This window comes from Streptomyces sp. ALB3 (genome assembly GCF_044385685.1).
Taxonomy (GTDB): domain Bacteria; phylum Actinomycetota; class Actinomycetes; order Streptomycetales; family Streptomycetaceae; genus Streptomyces.
On the sequence record NZ_JBISCE010000004.1, the window covers coordinates 1 to 19,899 of the forward strand.

Annotated in this window: 20 protein-coding genes; 13 read left to right on the top strand and 7 right to left on the bottom strand. The window is 71.2% G+C overall.

The features are described 5' to 3' along the window. Both ACHFIV_RS05455 and metK read right to left on the bottom strand, forming a co-directional pair. Positions 1 to 270 (bottom strand): homocysteine S-methyltransferase family protein (locus tag ACHFIV_RS05455; protein ID WP_398964250.1); only part of this gene is annotated, 270 nt, incomplete at its 3' end. Between the two features lie 43 nt (positions 271 to 313). Then, entirely contained in the window at positions 314 to 1,543 is a 1,230-nt protein-coding gene (gene metK / locus ACHFIV_RS05460) for a methionine adenosyltransferase (protein WP_398964251.1), read from the bottom strand. Positions 1,544 to 1,700: 157 nt separating this feature from the next. On the opposite strand from metK, the gene ACHFIV_RS05465 reads away from it, so the two are divergent. Further along, positions 1,701 to 2,837: a glycosyltransferase gene (locus tag ACHFIV_RS05465; RefSeq protein WP_398964253.1), complete on the top strand. Its 1,137-nt coding sequence runs from the start codon at positions 1,701 to 1,703 to the stop codon at positions 2,835 to 2,837. Positions 2,838 to 2,906: 69 nt separating this feature from the next. Here the strand turns inward: ACHFIV_RS05465 and ACHFIV_RS05470 are convergent, their stop codons facing one another. Next, positions 2,907 to 4,181, bottom strand: a complete 1,275-nt coding sequence (locus ACHFIV_RS05470; protein WP_398964255.1) for a DUF6365 family protein — start codon at positions 4,179 to 4,181, stop codon at positions 2,907 to 2,909. Positions 4,182 to 4,184: 3 nt separating this feature from the next. Continuing rightward, positions 4,185 to 5,327 carry a DegT/DnrJ/EryC1/StrS family aminotransferase gene (locus ACHFIV_RS05475; RefSeq protein ID WP_398964257.1) on the bottom strand — a complete coding sequence of 381 codons (1,143 nt, stop codon included), beginning with the start codon at positions 5,325 to 5,327 and terminating at the stop codon, positions 4,185 to 4,187. Positions 5,328 to 5,542: 215 nt separating this feature from the next. Here ACHFIV_RS05475 and ACHFIV_RS05480 point away from each other — a divergent pair, with 215 nt between their 5' ends. From ACHFIV_RS05480 to ACHFIV_RS05490, 3 genes are read left to right on the top strand one after another with little or no spacing between them, the layout of a single operon-like run. Then, complete coding sequence (locus ACHFIV_RS05480) at positions 5,543 to 6,373, top strand: class I SAM-dependent methyltransferase (RefSeq protein ID WP_398964259.1); 831 nt, start codon at positions 5,543 to 5,545, stop codon at positions 6,371 to 6,373. Continuing rightward, entirely contained in the window at positions 6,370 to 7,560 is a 1,191-nt protein-coding gene (locus ACHFIV_RS05485; protein ID WP_398964261.1) for an acyltransferase family protein, read from the top strand. The genes ACHFIV_RS05480 and ACHFIV_RS05485 overlap by 4 nt, the downstream gene beginning before the upstream one ends. A 4-nt stretch (positions 7,561 to 7,564) precedes the next feature. Then, positions 7,565 to 8,353: an SDR family NAD(P)-dependent oxidoreductase gene (locus ACHFIV_RS05490; protein WP_398964263.1), complete on the top strand. Its 789-nt coding sequence runs from the start codon at positions 7,565 to 7,567 to the stop codon at positions 8,351 to 8,353. A 69-nt stretch (positions 8,354 to 8,422) separates the two neighbouring features. On the opposite strand, the gene ACHFIV_RS05495 is transcribed toward ACHFIV_RS05490, so the two are convergent. Continuing rightward, positions 8,423 to 9,160, bottom strand: a complete 738-nt coding sequence (locus tag ACHFIV_RS05495) for an SDR family NAD(P)-dependent oxidoreductase (RefSeq protein ID WP_398964265.1) — start codon at positions 9,158 to 9,160, stop codon at positions 8,423 to 8,425. Positions 9,161 to 9,335: 175 nt separating this feature from the next. Between ACHFIV_RS05495 and ACHFIV_RS05500 the strand changes: the two genes are divergently transcribed. From ACHFIV_RS05500 to ACHFIV_RS05520, 5 genes are all read left to right on the top strand, one after another. Continuing rightward, complete coding sequence (locus ACHFIV_RS05500; RefSeq protein ID WP_398964267.1) at positions 9,336 to 9,959, top strand: hypothetical protein; 624 nt, start codon at positions 9,336 to 9,338, stop codon at positions 9,957 to 9,959. A 169-nt stretch (positions 9,960 to 10,128) separates the two neighbouring features. After that, complete coding sequence (locus ACHFIV_RS05505) at positions 10,129 to 10,617, top strand: nuclear transport factor 2 family protein (protein ID WP_398964269.1); 489 nt, start codon at positions 10,129 to 10,131, stop codon at positions 10,615 to 10,617. A gap of 90 nt (positions 10,618 to 10,707) precedes the next feature. Then, positions 10,708 to 11,619, top strand: coding sequence for an NADP-dependent oxidoreductase (locus ACHFIV_RS05510; RefSeq protein WP_398964271.1), 912 nt, complete (start codon positions 10,708 to 10,710; stop codon positions 11,617 to 11,619). 121 nt (positions 11,620 to 11,740) lie between these two features. Beyond that, positions 11,741 to 12,328: an NADPH-dependent FMN reductase gene (locus ACHFIV_RS05515; RefSeq protein ID WP_398964273.1), complete on the top strand. Its 588-nt coding sequence runs from the start codon at positions 11,741 to 11,743 to the stop codon at positions 12,326 to 12,328. A gap of 3 nt (positions 12,329 to 12,331) precedes the next feature. Next, complete coding sequence (locus ACHFIV_RS05520; protein ID WP_398964275.1) at positions 12,332 to 13,987, top strand: MDR family MFS transporter; 1,656 nt, start codon at positions 12,332 to 12,334, stop codon at positions 13,985 to 13,987. Between the two features lie 87 nt (positions 13,988 to 14,074). Here the strand turns inward: ACHFIV_RS05520 and ACHFIV_RS05525 are convergent, their stop codons facing one another. Together ACHFIV_RS05525 and rfbA are read right to left on the bottom strand one after the other, a co-directional pair. Beyond that, positions 14,075 to 14,794 carry a mycothiol-dependent nitroreductase Rv2466c family protein gene (locus tag ACHFIV_RS05525; RefSeq protein WP_398964277.1) on the bottom strand — a complete coding sequence of 240 codons (720 nt, stop codon included), beginning with the start codon at positions 14,792 to 14,794 and terminating at the stop codon, positions 14,075 to 14,077. 136 nt (positions 14,795 to 14,930) lie between these two features. Then, entirely contained in the window at positions 14,931 to 15,881 is a 951-nt protein-coding gene (gene rfbA, locus ACHFIV_RS05530; RefSeq protein ID WP_398964278.1) for a glucose-1-phosphate thymidylyltransferase RfbA, read from the bottom strand. A 231-nt stretch (positions 15,882 to 16,112) separates the two neighbouring features. On the opposite strand from rfbA, the gene ACHFIV_RS05535 reads away from it, so the two are divergent. From ACHFIV_RS05535 to ACHFIV_RS05550, 4 genes are all read left to right on the top strand, one after another. Continuing rightward, positions 16,113 to 17,240 (top strand): hydrolase, encoded by a 1,128-nt coding sequence (locus tag ACHFIV_RS05535; protein ID WP_398964280.1) that lies wholly within the window; start codon positions 16,113 to 16,115, stop codon positions 17,238 to 17,240. A gap of 86 nt (positions 17,241 to 17,326) precedes the next feature. Further along, a complete protein-coding gene (locus tag ACHFIV_RS05540) occupies positions 17,327 to 17,791 on the top strand; it encodes a nuclear transport factor 2 family protein (RefSeq protein WP_398964281.1) in 465 nt (154 codons plus the stop codon). 10 nt (positions 17,792 to 17,801) lie between these two features. Continuing rightward, positions 17,802 to 18,872 carry an LLM class flavin-dependent oxidoreductase gene (locus tag ACHFIV_RS05545; protein WP_398964283.1) on the top strand — a complete coding sequence of 357 codons (1,071 nt, stop codon included), beginning with the start codon at positions 17,802 to 17,804 and terminating at the stop codon, positions 18,870 to 18,872. After that, positions 18,869 to 19,849 (top strand): 3-hydroxyacyl-CoA dehydrogenase NAD-binding domain-containing protein, encoded by a 981-nt coding sequence (locus ACHFIV_RS05550; RefSeq protein ID WP_398964285.1) that lies wholly within the window; start codon positions 18,869 to 18,871, stop codon positions 19,847 to 19,849. The genes ACHFIV_RS05545 and ACHFIV_RS05550 overlap by 4 nt, the downstream gene beginning before the upstream one ends. The last annotated feature ends 50 nt before the right edge of the window (positions 19,850 to 19,899 follow it).

The window sequence follows — 19,899 nt, forward strand, 5'->3', positions numbered from 1 at the left end:
ATGGACCGAGCGGACGATATCGGGGCGGGTGACGTTCAGGATCTCGTTGCAGCCTTCGAGGTTCTCGAAGTCCTCGAGGGTGGGGTCCTGGGCCTGGAGCATGGTGCCCATGGCACCGTCGGCCACCACCACCCGGGCGGCGAGCGCCTCACGCAGGGCGACGGAGCGCTTCATGACATCGCCACCCGGGCACCCTCCGGCGCCGTCGTCGGGGTGGACGGTGGAGGCGTCCGCTCGGTGGGGGCCGGACCCGGACACGGCTGTGGGCACCACGTTCTCCTCGGTCTCAGGGCGTACTGAGTCGATCCGTCACTCACGCCGGGAAGCCGGCGGCCGCGCGCAGCGCGTCCACGCGGTCCGTGCGTTCCCAGGTGAAATCTGGCAGTTCGCGGCCGAAGTGGCCGTAGGCGGCGGTCTGTGTGTAGATCGGGCGGAGCAGGTCGAGGTCGCGGATGATCGCGGCCGGGCGGAGGTCGAAGACCTGCGCGATCGCCTTCTCGATCTCCTCGGCGCCGGTCTTGGCGGTGCCGAAGGTCTCGACGAACAGACCGACCGGCTCGGCCTTGCCGATCGCGTAGGCGACCTGGACCTCACAGCGCGAGGCGAGGCCCGCGGCGACGACGTTCTTGGCGACCCAGCGCATCGCGTACGCCGCCGAACGGTCGACCTTGGACGGGTCCTTGCCGGAGAATGCGCCGCCACCGTGGCGGGCCATGCCGCCGTAGGTGTCGATGATGATCTTGCGGCCGGTCAGCCCCGCGTCGCCCATCGGACCGCCGATCTCGAAGCGGCCGGTCGGGTTCACCAGAAGGCGGTAGCCCTCGGTGTCCAGCTTGATGCCGTCCTCGACGAGCTGCGCCAGGACGTGCTCGACGACGAATTCGCGGATGTCGGGGGCCAGGAGCGAGTCCAGGTCGATGTCGGATGCATGCTGCGAGGAGACGACGACCGTGTCGAGGCGGACGGCCCTGTCGCCGTCGTACTCGATGGTGACCTGCGTCTTGCCGTCCGGGCGGAGGTAGGGGATCGTGCCGTTGCCGCGCACCTCGGACAGGCGCTTCGCCAGCCGGTGCGCGAGGTGGATCGGCAGCGGCATCAGTTCCGGGGTCTCGTCGGACGCGTATCCGAACATCAGGCCCTGGTCGCCGGCGCCCTGCTCGTCGAGCCCGTCGCCCTCCTCGCCCGCGGCGGTACCCTCGATCCGCTTCTCGTACGCGGTGTCGACGCCCTGCGCGATGTCCGGGGACTGCGCGCCGATGGAGACGGAGACCCCGCAGGAGGCGCCGTCGAACCCCTTCTGCGAGGAGTCGTAGCCGATCTCGAGGATCTTGTCACGCACGAGCTGCGCGATCGGGGCGTACGCCTTCGTCGTGACCTCGCCGGCCACGTGCACCTGACCGGTCGTGATCAGTGTCTCGACGGCGACCCGCGACGTCGGATCCTGGCGCAGCAGCGCGTCGAGGATCGTGTCGCTGATCTGATCGGCGATCTTGTCGGGGTGACCTTCGGTCACGGACTCCGAGGTGAATAGGCGACGAGGCACGAGTGGACTCCTCTGGCTGGGCCTGTCCGGGCGATCGGGGCGACCCTCGCCGCCGGGACTGGAGGACGGCTCGAGGACCGGGACAGCACGGACGGAGGCGCCGGGCCTCGAGGACTGTTCGAGCCGGAGGCGAACCCGGTCCCCGACCATGCCCACCATGAAGATTCTCTTTGTGGCGGGCGGCACGTCAGGCGTCATCTTCTCGCTGGTCCCCTTGGCGCAGGCAGCCAGGAACGCCGGGCACGAGGTCGTGATGGCGGCCCCCGAGGACTGCATGCGCACCATCAACGGCGCGGGAATCCCCGGCTTCCCCGTCACCACCAGGACGATGAAGGACTTCCTCCACGACCGCCGGGGCGTGCTGCAGACCATCCCCGACGACCTCCACGAGCGTTACCTCTTCAACGGGCGCTGCTTCGGCAGGTACGCCGCGGCCTGCGTGGACGGCCTCACCTCGCTGATCGACGCCTGGCGGCCGGACGTGGTGGTCGGCGGCGTGCTGGCGTTCGCGGGCCCGCTGGCCGCCGCGTACGCGGGAGTCCCGTACGTCAAGCACGCCGTCGACATGGGCGAGCCCCGTACGATCGACCTCGCGGCGGCGGCGGAACTCGGTCCGGAGCTGGAAGCCCTCGGCCTCTACGAGATGCCCCCCGCCGACCTGTTCGTCGACACCTGCCCGCCGTCCCTGCGCCCGGACGACGCCCCACCGGCTCAGCTGATGCGTTACGTGCCCTACACGGCGCAGAGACCACTGGAACCGTGGATGTTCGGCAAGGGGGAGCGGCCCCGGGTGCTGGTGAGCGCGGGCAGCCGGGTCACCAAGGACTCCCACTTCGAGATCCTCTCCGGACTGGTGGCGAAGGTGGCCGCGCTGGACGTGGAACTGCTGGTCGCGGCCCCGGAGCCGGTCGTGGCCGAGCTGGGCGCCCTGCCTGACAACGTGCGGGCCGGCTGGATCCCGCTGGACGTGGTCGCCAGGACCTGTGATCTGACCGTCAGCCATGCGGGCGGCAACACGGTGCTGGGCAGCATGGCGGCCGGCGTGCCGCAGGTGCTGATCCCGTACCTGCCGTACGTGGTGGGCTACACCCGGCGGCTGTCCGCCCACGGGGCCGCGAGGATGGTCGACCCCGCGCAGGATTCGCCGGAGAACATCGCCGAGGCCTGCCGGGAGGTGCTGGAGGACGACTCCTACCGGGAGCGGGCACGGTCCGTCTCGGCGGAGATGGCCCTGCTCCCGCTGCCGGCTCAGGTGGTGGGCGCGGTGGAGGACCTGGTGGCGCGGACGTCCTGACCCGCCGGTTGCCCGGACCGCCCCGGTGCCGCCGGATCCGCACGCGGATCCGGCGGCACCGGGGCGCTTTCAGCCGTCGAGACCGAAGCGGCGCACCGCCTCGGTGAACGTCTGCGCCGTCTCCGGCAGGGCGTCCATGGTGTCCCGGTATCCGGCGCGGGCGGCGGCCATCCGGTCCCGCTCGGTGTCGTCGTAAAGAATCCGTCCCAGGCCGTCGACCAGGCCGTGCTCGTCGAGGAGCTCCGCCCGGCGCAGGGTGTCGGTGAAGGGGTTCGCCTGGAGCAGCGGGCGCAGCACCTCGTTCCAGCGCAGCGGCCACATGTGGAAGTCGGGCATCGGGCCGGGGTAGTCGGCCAGCCAGTCCCGTACCCGGCCGGTCGGACCGCCGGGGAAGGCGGCACCGAGGCGTTCGACGTCCTCAGGTCCGTTCACCGCGTGGCTGTTGACACCGAGCAGCCCCGGCACATCCGTCAGCACCGCGCGCTCCAGCGCGTAACTGGGCAGGTGGAAGGAGAACACCGCGTCGGAGGAGCCGAGCAGCGTGTGGTACTCGTGGGCGGTGTACTCGGGCCGGTGGTGGACACGCTCCTCGGGCAGGCCCTCGGCGAAGCCGTCGAAGAGTGGACCGGTCATGAGGAAGTGGGTGTCCCGCGGCAGCCTGGCGAGGTGGTGGGCGAGCAGGCATGGCAGGCGTGTGGCGAGTTCGCGGGTGGGTGGCGCGGCGTGTACCTGCATGAGCTGCTGCCAGGGCAGGGTGGGCACCATCAGCAGCCGGGCCCCGTCGGGCAGGCCGAGGGCGCGCCGGGTCTCCCGGCGGACCGCCCCGGTCGGCGGTTCGACGGTGCGGCCGGCCCGGTAGGGCAGGCCGCGGCCCGAGGCGGTGGGCTGCGGGCGGTTCATCGGCACCGGCAGCAGCTGCACCGGCATGCGCAGCAGGTTGTCGTCGACCTCCATGGTGGTACCGAGGATCTCGACCCGGCGGCTGGTGTTCTCCAGGTCGTACAGGTCCAGGGGGATGACGGGCAGGCCGAGGTCCTCGACGAACCAGGGGTCGGTCCGGTAGCCGACCTTGAAGGTCATCCAGTGGGCGAGGTAGTCGACGAGGACGACGGCGTCGGCCCGGAACTCCTTCACCACGCGTCGCACGACCTCGCGGACGTCCTCGCCGAGATCCGGCTCCACCAGGGTGTACGGGGTCCGCGCGGTCCGAAGCTGGTCCTCGTTGTAGGGATTGACGACGAAGTGGCTCACCACGTCGGCGTCGGTGAGCTGTTCCGCCAGGTCGAGGCCGATGGTGACCTCGTGGAGGGTCTTTGCCAGGGCCGCCAGGAAGACGAGACGCATCGGTCACTCCCCACCGAGGGCCGTGACGGCCTTGCGCAGGGTCGCGGCGACCGTCCGGACGTCCTCGTCGGTCAGGCCGGGATGCAGGGGCAGGCACAGGGTGCGGGCGGCGGCGTGGTCGGAGGAGGCCAGCACCCGGCCGTCGTGTCCGTAGGCGGCGACCTTGTGCAGCGGGGCGTAGCGAAAGGTGGTGTAGATGTCCGCGGCCAGCAGCTCGCTCGCGATCCCGTCACGCATCTCCTCCTCGAACTGCACCCAGTAGAAGTAGTACGTCGACTCGTGGCCGGCGGGCAGGGGCGGTGGTGTCAGGAGACCGGGGACCCCGGCCAGTTCACGGTCGTACAGTTGGACGATCTCGCGGCGCCGGGCGACGAACTCCGGCAGCCGGCGCAACTGCACGCGGCCGATCGCCGCGGTCAGGTCGTTGCCGATGATCCTGCGGCCGATCTCCGGGACCTCCAGTTCCCACCAGCGGTGGGAGACCCTGGCGTGGCCGATCCCGCTCGACTGGACGAGCCCGTGGTAGGCGAGGCGGCGGGCCCGGACGGCGAGTTCCCGGTCGCGCGCCCAGAGCATCCCGCCATCGCCGGTGACCAGCACCTTCATGGCGTCGAAGCTCCACATGGCGAGGTCTCCGAAACCACCGACCACCTTGCCGTCCACCCGGGAGCCGGCGGAACACGCCGCGTCCTCCACAAGGGGGATGTTCCGGTCGCGGCAGAGCCGGGCGATGGCCTCGATGTCGCCCGGGTAGCCCCCGTAGTGCAGGACGACGACAGCCTTGGTGCGGTCCGTGAGCACGGCTTCGACGTGCGCCGCGTCGGGGTTGAGCGTACGGGGGTCCACGTCGCAGAAGACCGGGCGGGCGCCCATGGCCAGAACGGCGTTGGCGGCGGCCAGGAAACTGAGCGAGGGCAGGACGACCTCGTCACCCTCTCCGAGACCGAGGCACTCCATGGCCAGGAAGAGCCCGGCGGTACCGGAGTTGAGGAAGACCATGTGCTCGGGGTCCACCCCGACGTGGGCGGCGAACTCGGCCTCGAACGCCTTGGTGCGCGGCCCGTGACCGAGCCACTTTTCGGCGAACACCTCGGCAACGGCGGCGAGTTCCTCGTCGCCGGTCTGCGGCTGGAAGAGATGGATCACGGTGGTCCCCTCTGATGCGGACGGATGTGCGCATGGTGGGCACCTGACCTTGACGCGGCTTCGAGAGCCGGTGGAACGCCACCGCCCCGGGGGCACTGGTGCCGCCCGGCGGTCCCGGCTGCGCCGGAGGGGGATTGGAGTCGGCCTCCAGCGCCCTTCGAGAGCCTCTCACCAGCGTGGGGGGTGACGGATTGTCGCTTGAATGGGGTGCCGGCATGACCACGTACGAATCCAAGACGGCCGACGAGGTCGGCGAGTACTTCGACGACCGCAGCTGGCTGTTCGGGCTCAGCGGCTTCAACCTGCACATCGGCTACTTCGACGACGAGAAGCCCGGCACCGACCCGAAGGAGCGCCACACCGAGGTGATGACCGAGGCGGCCGAGCTCCGCGAGGGCTCACGCCTCCTCGACGTGGGCTGCGGCTTCGGCCGCCCGGCCATCGCGGCGGCCAAGGCCACCGGGGCGCGTGTCGTCGGCATCAACGTCAGCGCCGAGCAGGTCCGCCAGGGCCAGAAACTCGCCGAGGAGGCCGGGGTCACCGGCCAGGTGACCTTCGAGCAGGCCGACGGCATGGCCCTGCCGTACCCGGACGGGTCGTTCGACGCGGTCTGGGCCTCCGAGGCCATCATGTACATGTCCGACCGGCCGAAGGCGCTCCGCGAGATCGAGCGGGTCCTCGTTCCCGGCGGCCGGTTCGTCCTGTCGGACTACGCGGAGCGGGACGATCTCTCGGACAAGCAGCGTGCCGCCTTGAAGGAGGGCTTCACCGTCGAGGCCCTGCCCACCATCGAGGGGTACCGCGAACTCCTGCTGGGCGCGGGTCTGGAGATCGCCCGGTTCGAGGACGCCACCACCCACCTGCACCGTTCGGCCGCCCGCATCCCCGAGGTGCTGGACGAGAAGTACGCCTACATCGCTGAGCGCGGCGGCAAGGAGTTCGCCGACGAGTTCAAGGTGATGCTCTCCAAGGTGGGCGTGCTGGAGGGCGAGGTCCTCGGCTACGTCATCGCGGTGGGACGCAAGACGGGGGAGCCGCAGGCGTGAGCACCGACGTCCCCGCCGGGCGCGCGTCCACGGTCGACCGCCCTTCCCGGCTGCCCACACTGACCGGGATGCGGTTCGTGGCGTCGCTGATGGTGTTCGTCTGCCACGCGTTCACCTACGGCATCTTCACCGACAAGGAGCTCGAGGGAGACCTGATCACCTACGTGGCCAAGCTGGGCTTCGTGGGGGTCGGATTCTTCTTCCTCCTCAGCGGCTTCGTGCTGACCTGGTCGGCCCGCGACTCCGGCCGGCCGCTGACCTTCTGGCGCCGCCGTGCCGCGAAGATCTTCCCCAACCACCTGGTGACCTGGGCGCTCGGACTGCTGCTCATGGTGTGGCTCGGCGGCTACGCGGCCACGGTGGCCAACACCGTGCCGTCGCTCTTCCTGATCCAGGCCTGGTTCCCGGCGGAGGACGTCTTCTTCGGCACCAACGGACCCAGTTGGTCCCTCGCCGCGGAGCTGCTCTTCTACCTGTCGTTCCCCTGGCTGGTGCGCTGGATCCGGGCCGTCCCGGCACGCCGGCTCTGGCTGTGCGCGGGGTTCCTGTTCGCCGGCACGGTCCTGGTGGCGCTGGCCTCCCAGCTGCTGCCCACCGACCCGGACATGCCGTACTACCCGATCTCCTGGTACCAGTACTGGTTCGTCTACTGCTTGCCGGCCACCCGGATGCTGGAGTTCGCCCTCGGCATCGTGATGGCCCGGATCGTCATGACCGGCCGCTGGATCCCGCTGGGCCTGGGCCCGGCCCTGCTCACCCTGATCCCGGGGTACGCGCTGACCGTCTGGCTGCCCGACGCGTACGGCATCGTGGCACCCACCGTCCTTCCGCTGGCGCTGATCGTGGCCGCCGGAGCCGCCGCGGACTCCGAGGGCCGGCCCTCCGTCTTCCGCAACCGCGTCGCGGTCTTCTTCGGCGAGATCTCGTTCGCCTTCTACATGGTCCACATGCTGGTCATGTGGTACGGGCCCATGGGCCGGGTGGCGGGGCGGACCTGGGACACCCTGCCCGCCATGGGGGTCGTCGTCCTGGACTTCGCCCTGACGGTGCTCGCGGCCTGGCTCCTCTACCGGCTGGTCGAGGTGCCGGCCGTACGGCGGTTCGCGAACGCCCGCCGGCGGACCGGGCCTCCACCACCCGCCGCCCCGGCGGAGCGGGACCAGGCCGCGGCACCGGCTGGGCGGTGACGCGATGGACCTGGGTCTGCGCAACCGCACCGTCCTGGTCACGGGCGCGTCCGGTGGCATGGGACGGGAGATCGCCGGCGCGTTCGGAGCCGAGGGCGCCGATGTGGTGATCGGCTACCGCTCGCGGCCCGAGGACGCCGCCACGACCGCCGAACTGGTCACCGAGGCCGGCGGCCGTGCCCTGACCACCCCGTACGACCTGAGCGACCCGGCCTCCGCCCGTGCCCTGGTGGACGCCGCGCTCGACTGGACGGGCCGGACCGACGTCCTGGTCAACAACGCCTTCCGCCCCTTCGGGTTCCGCCCGCCCGGTGACCGCTTCGAGGAGGTCCACGACGACTGGCAGGACAAGCTGCGCGCCAACGTCGAGGGAGCGATCGAGCTGACCCGCCTGGTCGCCCCCTCGATGCGCGAACACGGCTGGGGGCGCGTCGTGCACCTGTCGTCGAGCCTGGTCACCGAAGGGGTCCTGGAGACCGACGCGGGCCGCATCGGCTCCGAGTACTACGCGGCGGCCAAGGCGGCGCTGCACGGCTTCTCCCGCAGTTCGGCCTTCAGCCTGGGCCGGGACGGGGACATCCTGTCCAACGTGGTGGTCCCCGGCCTGACCCGGACCTTCCGCAACGAGGAGCGGATGAGCGGCAGCTTCGGCGTCGCCACGCGCTACGCCGCCCGTGCTCCGCTCGGCCGGCTGCTGGACGCGGCGGAAGTGGCCCGCGTGGTGGTGTTCCTGGCCTCGGCGGCGAACACCGCCGTCACCGGGCAGAGCATCGCTGTCACCGCAGGCGCCTGAGGCGGACACGGTACGGAGGGCGGCCCCGGGGTCCCGGGGCCGCCCTCTGCCGCGCTCCGGACGCGCATGTCACCAGGACAGGCCGCCGTTGACCTCCAGGACGTGCCCGTTGACGTACGAGCCGGCGGCGGAGGCGAGGTAGACGGCGGCGTCCGCCACTTCCTCACCCTGACCCATCCGGCCCAGTGAGACCTTGGGGGCGTACGTTCCCCACACGGCCTCGTTCGCCTTCAGCAGCTTCCCCATCCCCTCGTCGATGAAGCCGGGGGAGAGGCAGTTGACGGTGATGCCCAGGGGCGCCAGCTCCAGGGCCACCACCCGGGTGAACATCTCCACCGCCGCCTTGGTCGAGCAGTACGAGGCCGCTCCTCGGGTTGGCCGGCTGCCCAGGGCCGAGGACAGCGTGATGATCCGGCCCCGCTCGCTCTTCTCCAGATACGGAACGGCCTCCTTGACGCAGTGGAAGACGCCGTTCACGTTCGTGTCCAGCGCCTGTGACCAGTGCTCGAAGGACAGCCCCGAGACGGGCCCCGGCCTGCTCAGCCCCGCGTTGGCCACAACGATGTCCACACCGCCGAACCGGTCCGCCGCCACGCTCAGCAGCGACCGTACCGACTCGGGGTCCCGGACGTCGGTCTGCTCGAAGACGGCTCGGTCGCCCAGATGACCGAGACTCTCGGCGGCCCCCTCGGCGCTCCGCGCGGCGGCCACCACCCGGGCGCCCTCCGCGACGAACGCCTCGGCGATCTTCAGTCCCAGGCCCCTGGTACCTCCGGTGACCACCGCGACCTTGTCCTTGAGATTCATTGCTTCCACCATTCAGCCCCGCTCCACGCTCGGACGGCTTTTGCCAGGAACCTGCCGCGACGGCGTCTCGTGGCGCTCGAGACCTGTTGGAAAAGCGACTTTTGAGCCAGTCTCCAGGGTGCGGGCCTAGCTTCCCTCGTGCTGCCGCCACGGCAGCACTACCCGAGGAGAGACCTTGATCCGCAAGACCGTCGCACACCGCCTCGCCGCCGCCACGGCCCTGGCCACCGCCGGCGTGATGGCCGCTTCCGGCAGTGCCGTCGCCGCACCCGCCACCGTGCCCTTCCTGTGCCGCGTGCCGGAGAACGGGGTGTGGAGCGAGTACGGCAGCAACCGTGTCTTCGACGTCACGGCCCCGGCCACCGTCGCGGCCCACACCAAGTTCACGGTGACGTACGCGCAGGGCTCCTTCACCCTCAACCCGGCCTACCAGAAGGAGGTCAAGGACATAGCCGTCAGGATCAACCAGCCCGCGGGGGCGCGCCTGGTCAGCCTGAAGCTGACCGGTGGCAGCAATCTCGGCACGTCCACCCGCTCCGTCCTCTCCGTCAACAACCAGCTGACCCTCCGGGCCGGTGGACCGTTCTACGGCGGCACCACCTTCGAACTGCCGGTCATCGAGGCCGTCTACACCGCCCCCGCGGGCGGAACACTCGTCACCTCGGCCGCCGGAACGGGCTTCAACGACACAGGGCTGAGCATGAAGCGCCTGGACACCACCATCAACGCCTTCACCCAGGTGCAGTGCTATCCGGATCCGGCCACTCCGGTGCAGCTGTCCAGCACCGCCGTGCAGTGACCACCCGCTCCTGAGTACCGCTCACCCCTGCGACGCCGGGTGGGAGAGAACCCGTCTCCCCACCCGGCGTCGAGCCGTTCTCGACCGGGCCCGGGCAGCGTGGGTGGCCCGCTCACGGCACGCGGCCGTGCGCGGCTGCCATGCCGGCATACCGAGAGAGGCGGCCCACATGAGTGAGGCGTCCCGCACGCCCGAACCCGATGACGAGGGGGTCACCGCCGAGCTGTACGCACAGGTGCAGCAGTTCTACGCCCGCCAGACGGGCCTGCTCGACGAGGGTCTGGCCACCGAGTGGGCGCAGACCTTCACCGAGGGCGCCGCGTTCCGCGACGCCGCCCGCCCGCAGGACGCCCTCGTCGGGCGCCGGGCGATCGGGGCCCAGGCGCGTGTGCACCACGACCGCCTGGCGGCGGAGGGGACCGACGTCCGCCACTGGCTCGGCATGGTCGACGTACGGGCCGAGGGCGACGGCAGTCTGCGGGTGCGCTCCTACGCCTTGACGCCCAGTACCGGTCACGGCGACCCGGGTCCGCGGATCTCCGCGAGCGTCGTCTGCCACGACCGTCTGGTGCGTGACAACGGCAGCTGGCGGGTCGCCGACCGCACGCTGCGCCGCGACGGCACGGTGTTCCCGGCCAGTTTCCCGGCCACCGCTTGACCTCAAGCGTGCTTGAGATTTTACGTTCTTCACGTAGCCCCCACGAGGGGCTGCGGATCGCTGAACCGTTGATACAGAGGGGTGTTGAACATGAAGGCTGCCGCGTTCCACGCATTCGGGGGTCCCGAGGTCCTGGAGCTGGTGGAGGTCCCGGTCCCCGAGGTGGGCCCGGGTGAGGTGCGGGTGCGGGTGAAGGCCGCCGGCTCACAGCCCACCGACTGCGCGGTGCGCGGGGGCTGGAACCCGCCGGGCTTCACCATCACCTTCCCGCACATCACCGGTGGCGACTTCGCCGGCGTGGTGGACGCGGTGGGTGAAGGTGTCTCCGGGTTCGCCCCGGGCGACGAGGTGCTGGGCTACCGCACGCAGCTCACCTACGCCGAGTACGTGGTCGCTCCCGCCGACCAGGTCGTGGCCAAGCCGGCCGCGCTGTCCTGGGAGGTCGCGGGCAGCCTCTCCGCCTCCGGCCAGACCGCACACACCGCGATCGAGATCCTCGGGGTCTCCGAGGGCGAGACCGTGCTCATCAACGGCGCCGCGGGCGGGGTCGGTACCGTCGCGGTGCAGCTCGCGGTCGCACGCGGCGCCAAGGTGATCGCCACCGCCCGTGAGGAGAACCACGCCTACCTGCGCGAGCTGGGCGCCCTCCCGGTCACCTACGGGGAGGGCCTGATCGACCGGGTGCGCGAGGCCGCCCCCGAGGGCGTCGACGCCGCCCTGGACGCCGCGAGCGCCGACGGTCTGCGCGTGGCGGCCGAACTGGTCAAGGACAAGGACCGGGTGGGCACGATCTTCGCCTTCGAGGCCTACCAGGAGCTGGGCGTGCGGTGGATCGGCAGCCAGCGCTCCGCGCAGCGGCTCGGCGAGCTGGCCGCGCTGGTCGCCGACGGCAAGCTCAAGGTGCACGTGCGCAAGACCTTCCCGCTGGCCCAGGCCGCGGACGCACATCGCGAGCTCGAGACGGGCCACGGCCGCGGAAAGATCGTCCTGCTGGCCGACTGAGCCACCGCGCCGGACGGGTTCCGGGGAGCGTGCCGCACCACGCACCTCCCCGGGCCCCGCGCCGCCCCTGCTTCTTCCCTCGCCTTCCCTCGCCTTCCTTCACCGAAAGAGGAACCCCCACATGTCCCAGCCCCCGCTCAAGATCGGCGTCCTCATCGGCAGCGTGCGCACCGGCAGGTTCGCCGACAAGATCTCGCAGTGGTTCATCTCCGAGATCGGCAAGCGCGAGAACATGGAGATCCATGTCATCGACCTGTCGGAACCCGCCCTCGTGGACGAGCTCAAGCTCAGCCTCGACCCGTCGGGCGTGCCGGACGGCGCCCCGTGCCTGGCCCAGCGCATCGGCGGTCTCGACGGCTACGTCGTCATCACCCCCGAGTACAACCACGGCTACCCGGCCTCGCTGAAGCTGGCCATCGACTACGTCTACAGCGAGTGGCGGGCCAAGCCGGTCGGCTTCGTGTCGTACGGCGGCATGGCCGGCGGCCACCGGGCCGTGGAGCAGCTGCGCCAGGTCTTCGCCGAGTTGCACGCCGTCACCCTGCGGGACACGGTCAGCTTCCACATGGCGTGGGAGAAGTTCGACGAGGACGGGCGGCCCCACGACGAGGCGGGCACCAGCAAGGCCGCCGCCGTCCTGCTGGACCAGCTCACCTGGTGGGGTCTGACCCTGCGCGAGGGCCGGGCGACCCGGCCGTACGAGGGCTGAGACATGGCAGAAGAGCGAGTAGCGGCGGAGACGCCGGGCACACCGGAGTTCCGGGCGGTGCGCATGGTCATCATCGGTCTGATGCTGGGCCTGATGCTGTCGTCGCTCGACTTCGTCATCGTGGCCGCCTCGATGCGCACGATCGCCGACGAACTGCAGGGTCAGACGATGCAGGCGTGGGCGACCACGGCCTACATCGTCTCCTCGACGATCGCCACACCCCTGTTCGGCAAACTGTCCGACCTGTACGGCCGCAAGAAGCTCTACATGCTGGCGATCGGCATCTTCCTGGCCGGGTCGCTGCTCTGCGGCATGGCCGGGTCGATGTACCAGCTCGCCGGTTTCCGGGCGCTGCAGGGCATCGGCGGCGGCGGGCTCATGGCGCTCGCCTTCGCGATCATGGGCGACATCCTGACGCCCGAACTGCGGGCGCGCTACCAGGTCTGGTTCTCCGCGGTCTCCGCCGTCGCCGGAGTGGCGGGCGCGCCGGTGGGCGGGCTCTTCGCCGGCGCGGACACCCTGCTGGGGATCGACGGCTGGCGCTGGGCGTTCCTGATCAACCTCCCGATCGGGATCGTCGCCCTGGTCGTGGTGCACCTCAAGTTCACCATGCCGGGGAAGCGGCGTGAGCAGCGGATCGACTACGCCGGCGCGGCCTGGCTGATCGTCTGCCTGGGCCCGTGGCTGGTCGTCTCCGAGGAGGGGCGCCACTGGGGCTGGGGGTCGTCACTGACCCTGTCACTGCTCCTGACCGGCCTGGTCGGCCTGGTCATGTTCCTGGCCACGGAGCGGCGGATGGCCGACGCCGCCGTGATCCCGCTCCGGCTGTTCCGTAACCGGATGTTCAGCGTCATCAACGGCGCCAACGTCATCGTGGGCATCGGGGTGTTCGGTTCCCTGATCTTCCTTCCGCTCTACCTCCAGCTGGTGAAGGGGCAGAGTCCCGGCGAGGCCGGGGTCATGCTGATCCTCCAGACCGTCGGCGTGCTGACCACCAGCCGGGGACTGAGCAAGGTCATCAACCGCTCCGGCAGGTACCGGGCCTTCCTGCTCCTGGGCATGGGGACGGTCGCAGGCACGCTGTTCGCCTTCGCGGCACTCGACCAGGACTCACCGATGTGGCTGGCAGGCCTGCTGATCTACCTGCTCGGCGCGGGCGTCGGCATCTGCTTCCCGGTCACCCTCCTCGCCCTGCAGAACAACTCCGCCAAGGAGGACATGGGCGTGTCGAGTGCCGCCTACTCCTTCTTCCGGGGCATCGGCGGCGCCGCCGGCACGGCGTTGTTCCTGTCGATGATGTTCTCCCTGGCCGACAGCCGGATCGCGGAGGCGGTCGCCAAAGCCCAGCGGGGTACGGAGTTCCGGGCGGCTCTCGACGATCCGTCGGTGCTGGCCGACCCGGCCAACCTGCCCATCCTGGAGACCATGAAGGGGAGCGGGGCCGTCAATCTCGACGACACCTCCTTCCTGCTCTCCGCCGATCCCCGGCTCACGGCTCCGGTGGTGGACGGCATCGCCGAGGCGATGAGCACCGTCTTCCTGGCCGGTGGCCTCGTGATGCTGATCGGCTTCGGCCTCGCCTTCCTGCTGCCCAAGCGGGCGGGGAAGACCGAGGACCTGAAGGTGAGGGCCCCGGAATCGGAACCGGCGGCCTCCTGACGGCCGGCCCGGAGACCGGTGGAGGGCGGGGCCCGCGGGGACAGTCCGCGGGCCCCGCCCTCCACCGGTCGTACGCGTCCCGGCGGCTCAGCCCGCGGGCGCCGGCACCGGCCGCGGGGTGACCCGGCGCAGTTCGAGGAAGGAGTCCTCGCGCACCAGGGCTGCGAAGCCGTCCCACAGCGCGCCCGCGCGCTCCCCGGCCGGCGCCGATCGCAGCACGGGACCGAACACCCCTACCCGCCCGTCGACCGCGATCACCGGCACCCCGATGACGTCGAGCTCCGCCCCGTCACGCGGGATCGACGCATGTGCCGTGCGCAGATCCTCGTCCCACTCGGCCGACCCCGTGGCCGCGGCAAGCCCCGCCGGCAGTCCGCACTCGGTCAGGGCGTCACCGATCACGTCCCGGGCCTGCTCCAGCAGCGAGGCCTGGACCTCGCGCTTGGCGTCCCCGGACAACCCCCGCACCCGCTCGTGCAGCCCCTCGTAGAGCCCGCCGGTCCCGTGGAAGCGGCGGGCGACCGCCTCGTACAAGGGGCCCACCACGTGTGCGCCGTGCCCGGCAGCGGCGGCGGCCAGCACCCGCACCGGCCCGGGGGCCAGTTCCAGGAAGCGCGCGTGCTCCTTGTCCAGACCCGGAGCGCCCTGGAGGTAACCCAGTCCGGTCGGGCGCACCGACAATGACAGCGGGCGCACCGACGCCGCTTCACGCAGCCACTTGTACGTGATCCAGGTCCACGCGCAGACCGGGTCGACCCAGAGGGTCACCTCCTCCGAGCCTGCGGTGCCGTGCGTGCGATCGGTCATCGTGTCCTCCGTAAGGTGCCGGCCGGATCGGGGCCCGGTCCGTGTCTCGGTGCCTCCACGCCAGCACACCACGACGGAGTCGCACTCGAGCCGTGGTCGAGCGGCGCATTCCGCCACTGTCAGGGCGGGAGGAGGTTCAGACGGCCGCCGGCAGCGCGGACAGGCCGCCGTGCCACGGGCCCGCCAGCGAGCCCGCCCGCTCCTGCGGCCCCGCGTCGCGCAGCGAACGGGCGATCTCCATCACGTACTGGCCGTACCCGGACTTGCCCAGCCGCTCGCCCAGCCGGTGGCACTGCTCCGCGTCGATGAAGCCCATCCGCAGCGCGACCTCCTCGAGACAGGCGATGCGAAGGCCCTGCCGGTGCTCCAGGGTCTGGATGTACTGCCCGGCGTCCAGCAGCGAGTCGTGCGTGCCGGTGTCCAGCCAGGTGAAGCCCCGTCCCAGGTCCACCAGCCTGGCCTTGCCCCGGGACAGGTAGTCCTTGTTGACGTCGGTGATCTCCAGCTCGCCGCGGGCCGAGGGGCGCAGTCCCCGCGCGATGGAGACCACGTCGTTGTCGTAGAAGTAGAGGCCGGTGATGGCCCGGTTGGAGCGCGGCTCGGCGGGTTTCTCCTCGATCGAGACCAGCTGGCCGTGTTCGTCGGCCTCGCCGACCCCGTAGCGCTCCGGGTCGCGGACCGGGTAGCCGAACAGCAGGGCGCCGTCGGTGTGCGGCATGTGCTCCTGGAGCAGCAGCGAGAAGCCGGGCCCGTGGAAGATGTTGTCGCCCAGGACCAGGGCGACGGAGTCGTCGCCGATGTGGTCCGCGCCGATGGTGAACGCCTCGGCGAGACCGCCCGGCCGGGCCTGCTCGGCGTAGGTGAGGCCGATGCCCAGCCGGCTGCCGTCCCCGAGCACCCTGCGGAACTGCGGCAGGTCCTGGGGCGAGGAGATGACCAGGATGTCCCGGATGCCGGCCAGCATCAGCACGGACAGCGGGTAGTAGATCATCGGCTTGTCGTAGACGGGCAGCAGCTGTTTGGAGACCCCCAGGGTGATGGGGTGCAGCCGGGTGCCGTGGCCTCCGGCCAGGATGATTCCCTTCACTGGCTCCTCATCTCACGTCGTCGGTCCGGGGCCGCCAAGTGCCCCTTGTCCCGCGAGGCTGCACGCCTCCGGTCGAAACCGGGTCGAGGGTCCGCTCGTCAGACCCACCGCTTCGCCGGGCCGGAGGGTGTCGAGCCGTGCTCCATCGGTGCTGGATCGCCCCCCGCCACGGTGGCGGTGTTGTCCGCCCCGCACGGCCGCGTGCCCCGAGGAACGAGGAAGTGGTCCACGATGCCGAGTCGGCCCAGACCTGACAGAGAGCTCGTCTCCGCGGCCCGGGAGACGGCCACCGTGGCGGCGCTGCACGCCGAGCGTTCCGACGCGGAGCGCCTGCTGCCCCGGGCGGTCGCCGAGGCCGTCGTCGACGCCGGTTTCGCCCGGCACTTCGTCCCCACACTCCGGGGCGGTGCCGCGGGCGGCGCGGGCACTCTGCTGAGCGCTGTCGCGGCGGTCGCCGAGGGCTGCACCTCGGCCGCCTGGTGCGCCTCGGTGATCGCGGGCGCCGCCCGGATGGGGGCCTACCTGCCCGAGGACGGGCAGGCCGACCTGTGGGCCAAGGGCCCGGACACCGTCGTGGTGGGGGCACTCGTCCCGCGCGGCGGTGCCACCCCCGTGGACGGCGGCTTCCGGGTCACCGGTGAATGGTCCTTCACCAGCGCCGTCGACTTCTCCGACTGGGCCCTGGTGTGCGCGCCGGTACCGCAGGACGGGACGCGTGTCCCGTGGTTCCTCGCCCTGCCGCGCCAGGACTACCGCGTGGCGGACACCTGGGCCCCGGTCGGTATGCGCGGGACGGGCAGCAACACCCTCGTCGTCGAGGACGCCTTCGTCCCCACACACCGGGCCTTCGCCCGCGAGGACATGATCACCGGCCGGAGCGTCGGGTCCGGGGCCCGTTGCCACACCGCCCCCCTTCGCCTGCTCAGCGGTGTGCTCTTCGGCGCCCCCGCGCTCGGCGCCGCCCGTGCGGCCCTGCGCGCCTGGAGCGAGCACACGGCGGCCGACGGCACCTGGACCCCCGCGCAGGCAGGGACCCTGGCCCGCGCCACCATCGCCACCGACGCCGCCGCGCTGCTGCTGGAACGTGCGGCGCGGATGGCCGACACGCCCGTGGCGTCGGACGTCCAACAGCTGCGCTCCCCGGCTGACTGCGCGTACGCCGTGGAGCAACTGCTCGACGTCGTCGAACAGTTGCTGCGCACGGCGGGCAGCTCCGCCCAGCTCTCCGGGCACCCGCTCCAGCGGATCTGGCGTGACATCCACGGACTGGCCGGCCATGTCGCCCTGCGCTTCGACCCGGCGGGGTCCGGGTACGGCGCCCGGCTGCTGGCCGACGCCGCGCGGCAGGGGACTCGCTGACCGCGGACCACCGTGCCCGGCAGCCCCTCACGAGACCACCGCACTCCTCCGGTAACCACCGGCACCCCTTCAGGAAAGGCAGCTTCATGAGCGACTCCCCTGCGAACCCGGTAACCGCGGAGCCCTTCGTATCCGCCGAGCTGTACGCGCGGGTCCAGCAGTTCTACGCCCGCCAGATGGGCCTGATCGACGACGGCCGGCCCGCCGACTGGGCCGAGACGTTCACCGAGGACGCCACGTTCCAGGAGGCGAGCCGGCTGGACGCCCCCCTGAAGGGCCGTGCCGCGATCCGCGAGTCCTCCACCGCGCGACAGGCCAGGCTCGACGCCGACAAGATCGACTTCCGGCACTGGCTGGCCATGCTCGACGTCCGCCCCCAGGCCGACGGCTCCCTGCGCACCCGGACCTACGCGCTGGCCATGCGGACCCCGAGGGGCGGGGCCCTCGACATCTTCGCCAGCGTCGTCTGCCATGACCACCTGGTGCCCGCGGGCAGCGGCTGGCAGGTCCAGGAGCGCGCCCTGCACCACGACGGCTCCAGCCGCGACTGAGGAGAATCCCATGAAATTCGGCATCGTCTTCTTCCCCACCGTCGGCCCCGCCGACAAGTCCGGCCTCCAGTACTTCGACGAGGCGCTCCGCCTGGTCGACCTGGCCGAGGAACTCGGCTTCGACCACGTGAAGATGGTCGAGCACTACTTCTTCCCGTACGGCGGCTACAGCCCCGACCCGGTGACCTTCCTCGCCGCGGCTGCCGGCCGGACCGAACGGGTACGGCTGGGCACGAGCGCGACCATCCCCGCCTTCCAGCACCCCGTGAAACTCGCGGGCAAGCTGGCCATGCTCGACAACATCTCCGGCGGGCGGGTCGACGCGGCCTTCGGCCGGGCCTTCCTGCCGGACGAGTTCAAGGCGTTCGGAGTCCCGATCGACGAGTCCAAGGACCGGTTCGTCGAAGGCGTCTCGGCGATCAAGCAGCTGTGGTCCGAGGAGGACGTGGTCGTCGACGGCCGCTTCCACCGGTTCGGCCCGGTCACCCTGCTGCCGCGTCCGGTGCAGCAGCCGCACCCGCCGGTGTTCGTCACCACCGCGCGCAGCGCCGAGTCCTGCGCCGAGGCGGGCCGGGCCGGCCACAACCTCCAGTCCGTGCCCAACGTGATGTCCACCGAGGAACTGCAGAACCGGCTCGCGGTCTACCGCGCCGAATGGGCGGCTTCCGGCCGCACGCCGGGCACCGAGCAGATCCACCTCAGCTACCCCTGCGTCATGGCGGAGGACGGGGAGGAGGCCCGGAGCAAGGGCCGGTACGACGACGAGCGCAACAGCACCGCGATCCGCGACGCGGTCGCCTCGTGGGCCGACACCCGCTCCGACGCCTACCCCGGCTACGAGAAGCTGGTGGAGGCCACCAGGACCTCCCACTTCGAGCAGAAGCTGGAACAGAAGAAACTGCTCATCGGCTCGCCGGAGCAGGTCCGCACCCAACTCGAGCAGATCGCCGAGTGGTTCGGCGACGACATCACCATCAGCCTGGGCGTGCACTCCGGCCACCTGTCCTTCGCGGACGCCGCCACCACCATGCGGCTGATGGCCGAACGCGTCATCCCGAAGTTGAAGGCGGGCCAGGCATGAGCGGCACCGGCACGGAGAGCGCGGGGACCACCGCCGGCACCGGTCCCCGTACGGTGACCGTCATCGGGGCCGGCACGATCGGTCTGGGCTGGATCGCCCTGTTCCTCGGCCACGGACTCCGGGTCCGGGTCAACAGCCGCAGGGCGCAGGCCCCGGCGGTCGTCGCGGAGGCTCTCGAGCTCTTCGCGCCGTACCTGCCCGAGGGGACGGCCGACCCGGCGGACTTCGCCGAGCGGCTGGAGTTCGAGCCGGACCTCGAGCGCGCCGTCACAGGCGCCGACGTGATCGTCGAGAACGCGCCGGAGAACCTGGAACTCAAGCAGGAGCTGTTCGAGCGGATCGGCAAGGCGGCTCCGGCCGGTGCGCTGATCCTCTCCTCGACCTCCACCCTCAGCCCCGACGACATGGGCGCGAGGATGGCGGACTCCTCCCGTCTGGTGGTCGGCCACCCCTTCAACCCGCCGCACGTGGTGCCGTTGGTGGAGGTCGTGGCGGGTGGGAACACGTCACCGGACGCGGTGCGCGAGGCGGTCGCCTTCTTCGAGTCCGTCAGCCGGGTCCCCATCGTGCTGCACAAGCCGATCCTGGCGTTCGCCGCCAACCGCCTGCAGTCCGCCCTGCTGCGCGAGTCGGTCCACCTGGTGCGTGAGGGCGTGGTCACCCTGGAGGAGCTCGACCGGGTGGTCACCCACTCCATCGGCCTCCGCTGGGCCACCGTCGGCCCGTTCCTGGCCTTCCACCTCGGCGGGGGCCAGGGCGGTCTGCGCAAATGGCTGGGCACCCTGGGCTCGGGTCTCGAACGCGGGTGGGAGGTGCTGGGCCGGCCGGCCATGGACGAGGCCACGGTCAACTCCCTCATCGAGCAGGCCGAGGCCGCCTACGGCTCACGGACCTACGAGGAGTGGGTCAGGGTGCGGGACGCCAGGCAGACCGCGATCCTGCGCTCGCTCGCCGACGTGGAGCGCGACACCGCGTAGGCCCACCGCATTCCGAGCGCGAAAAGTGGAAAAGGAACGGCCCGACAGGA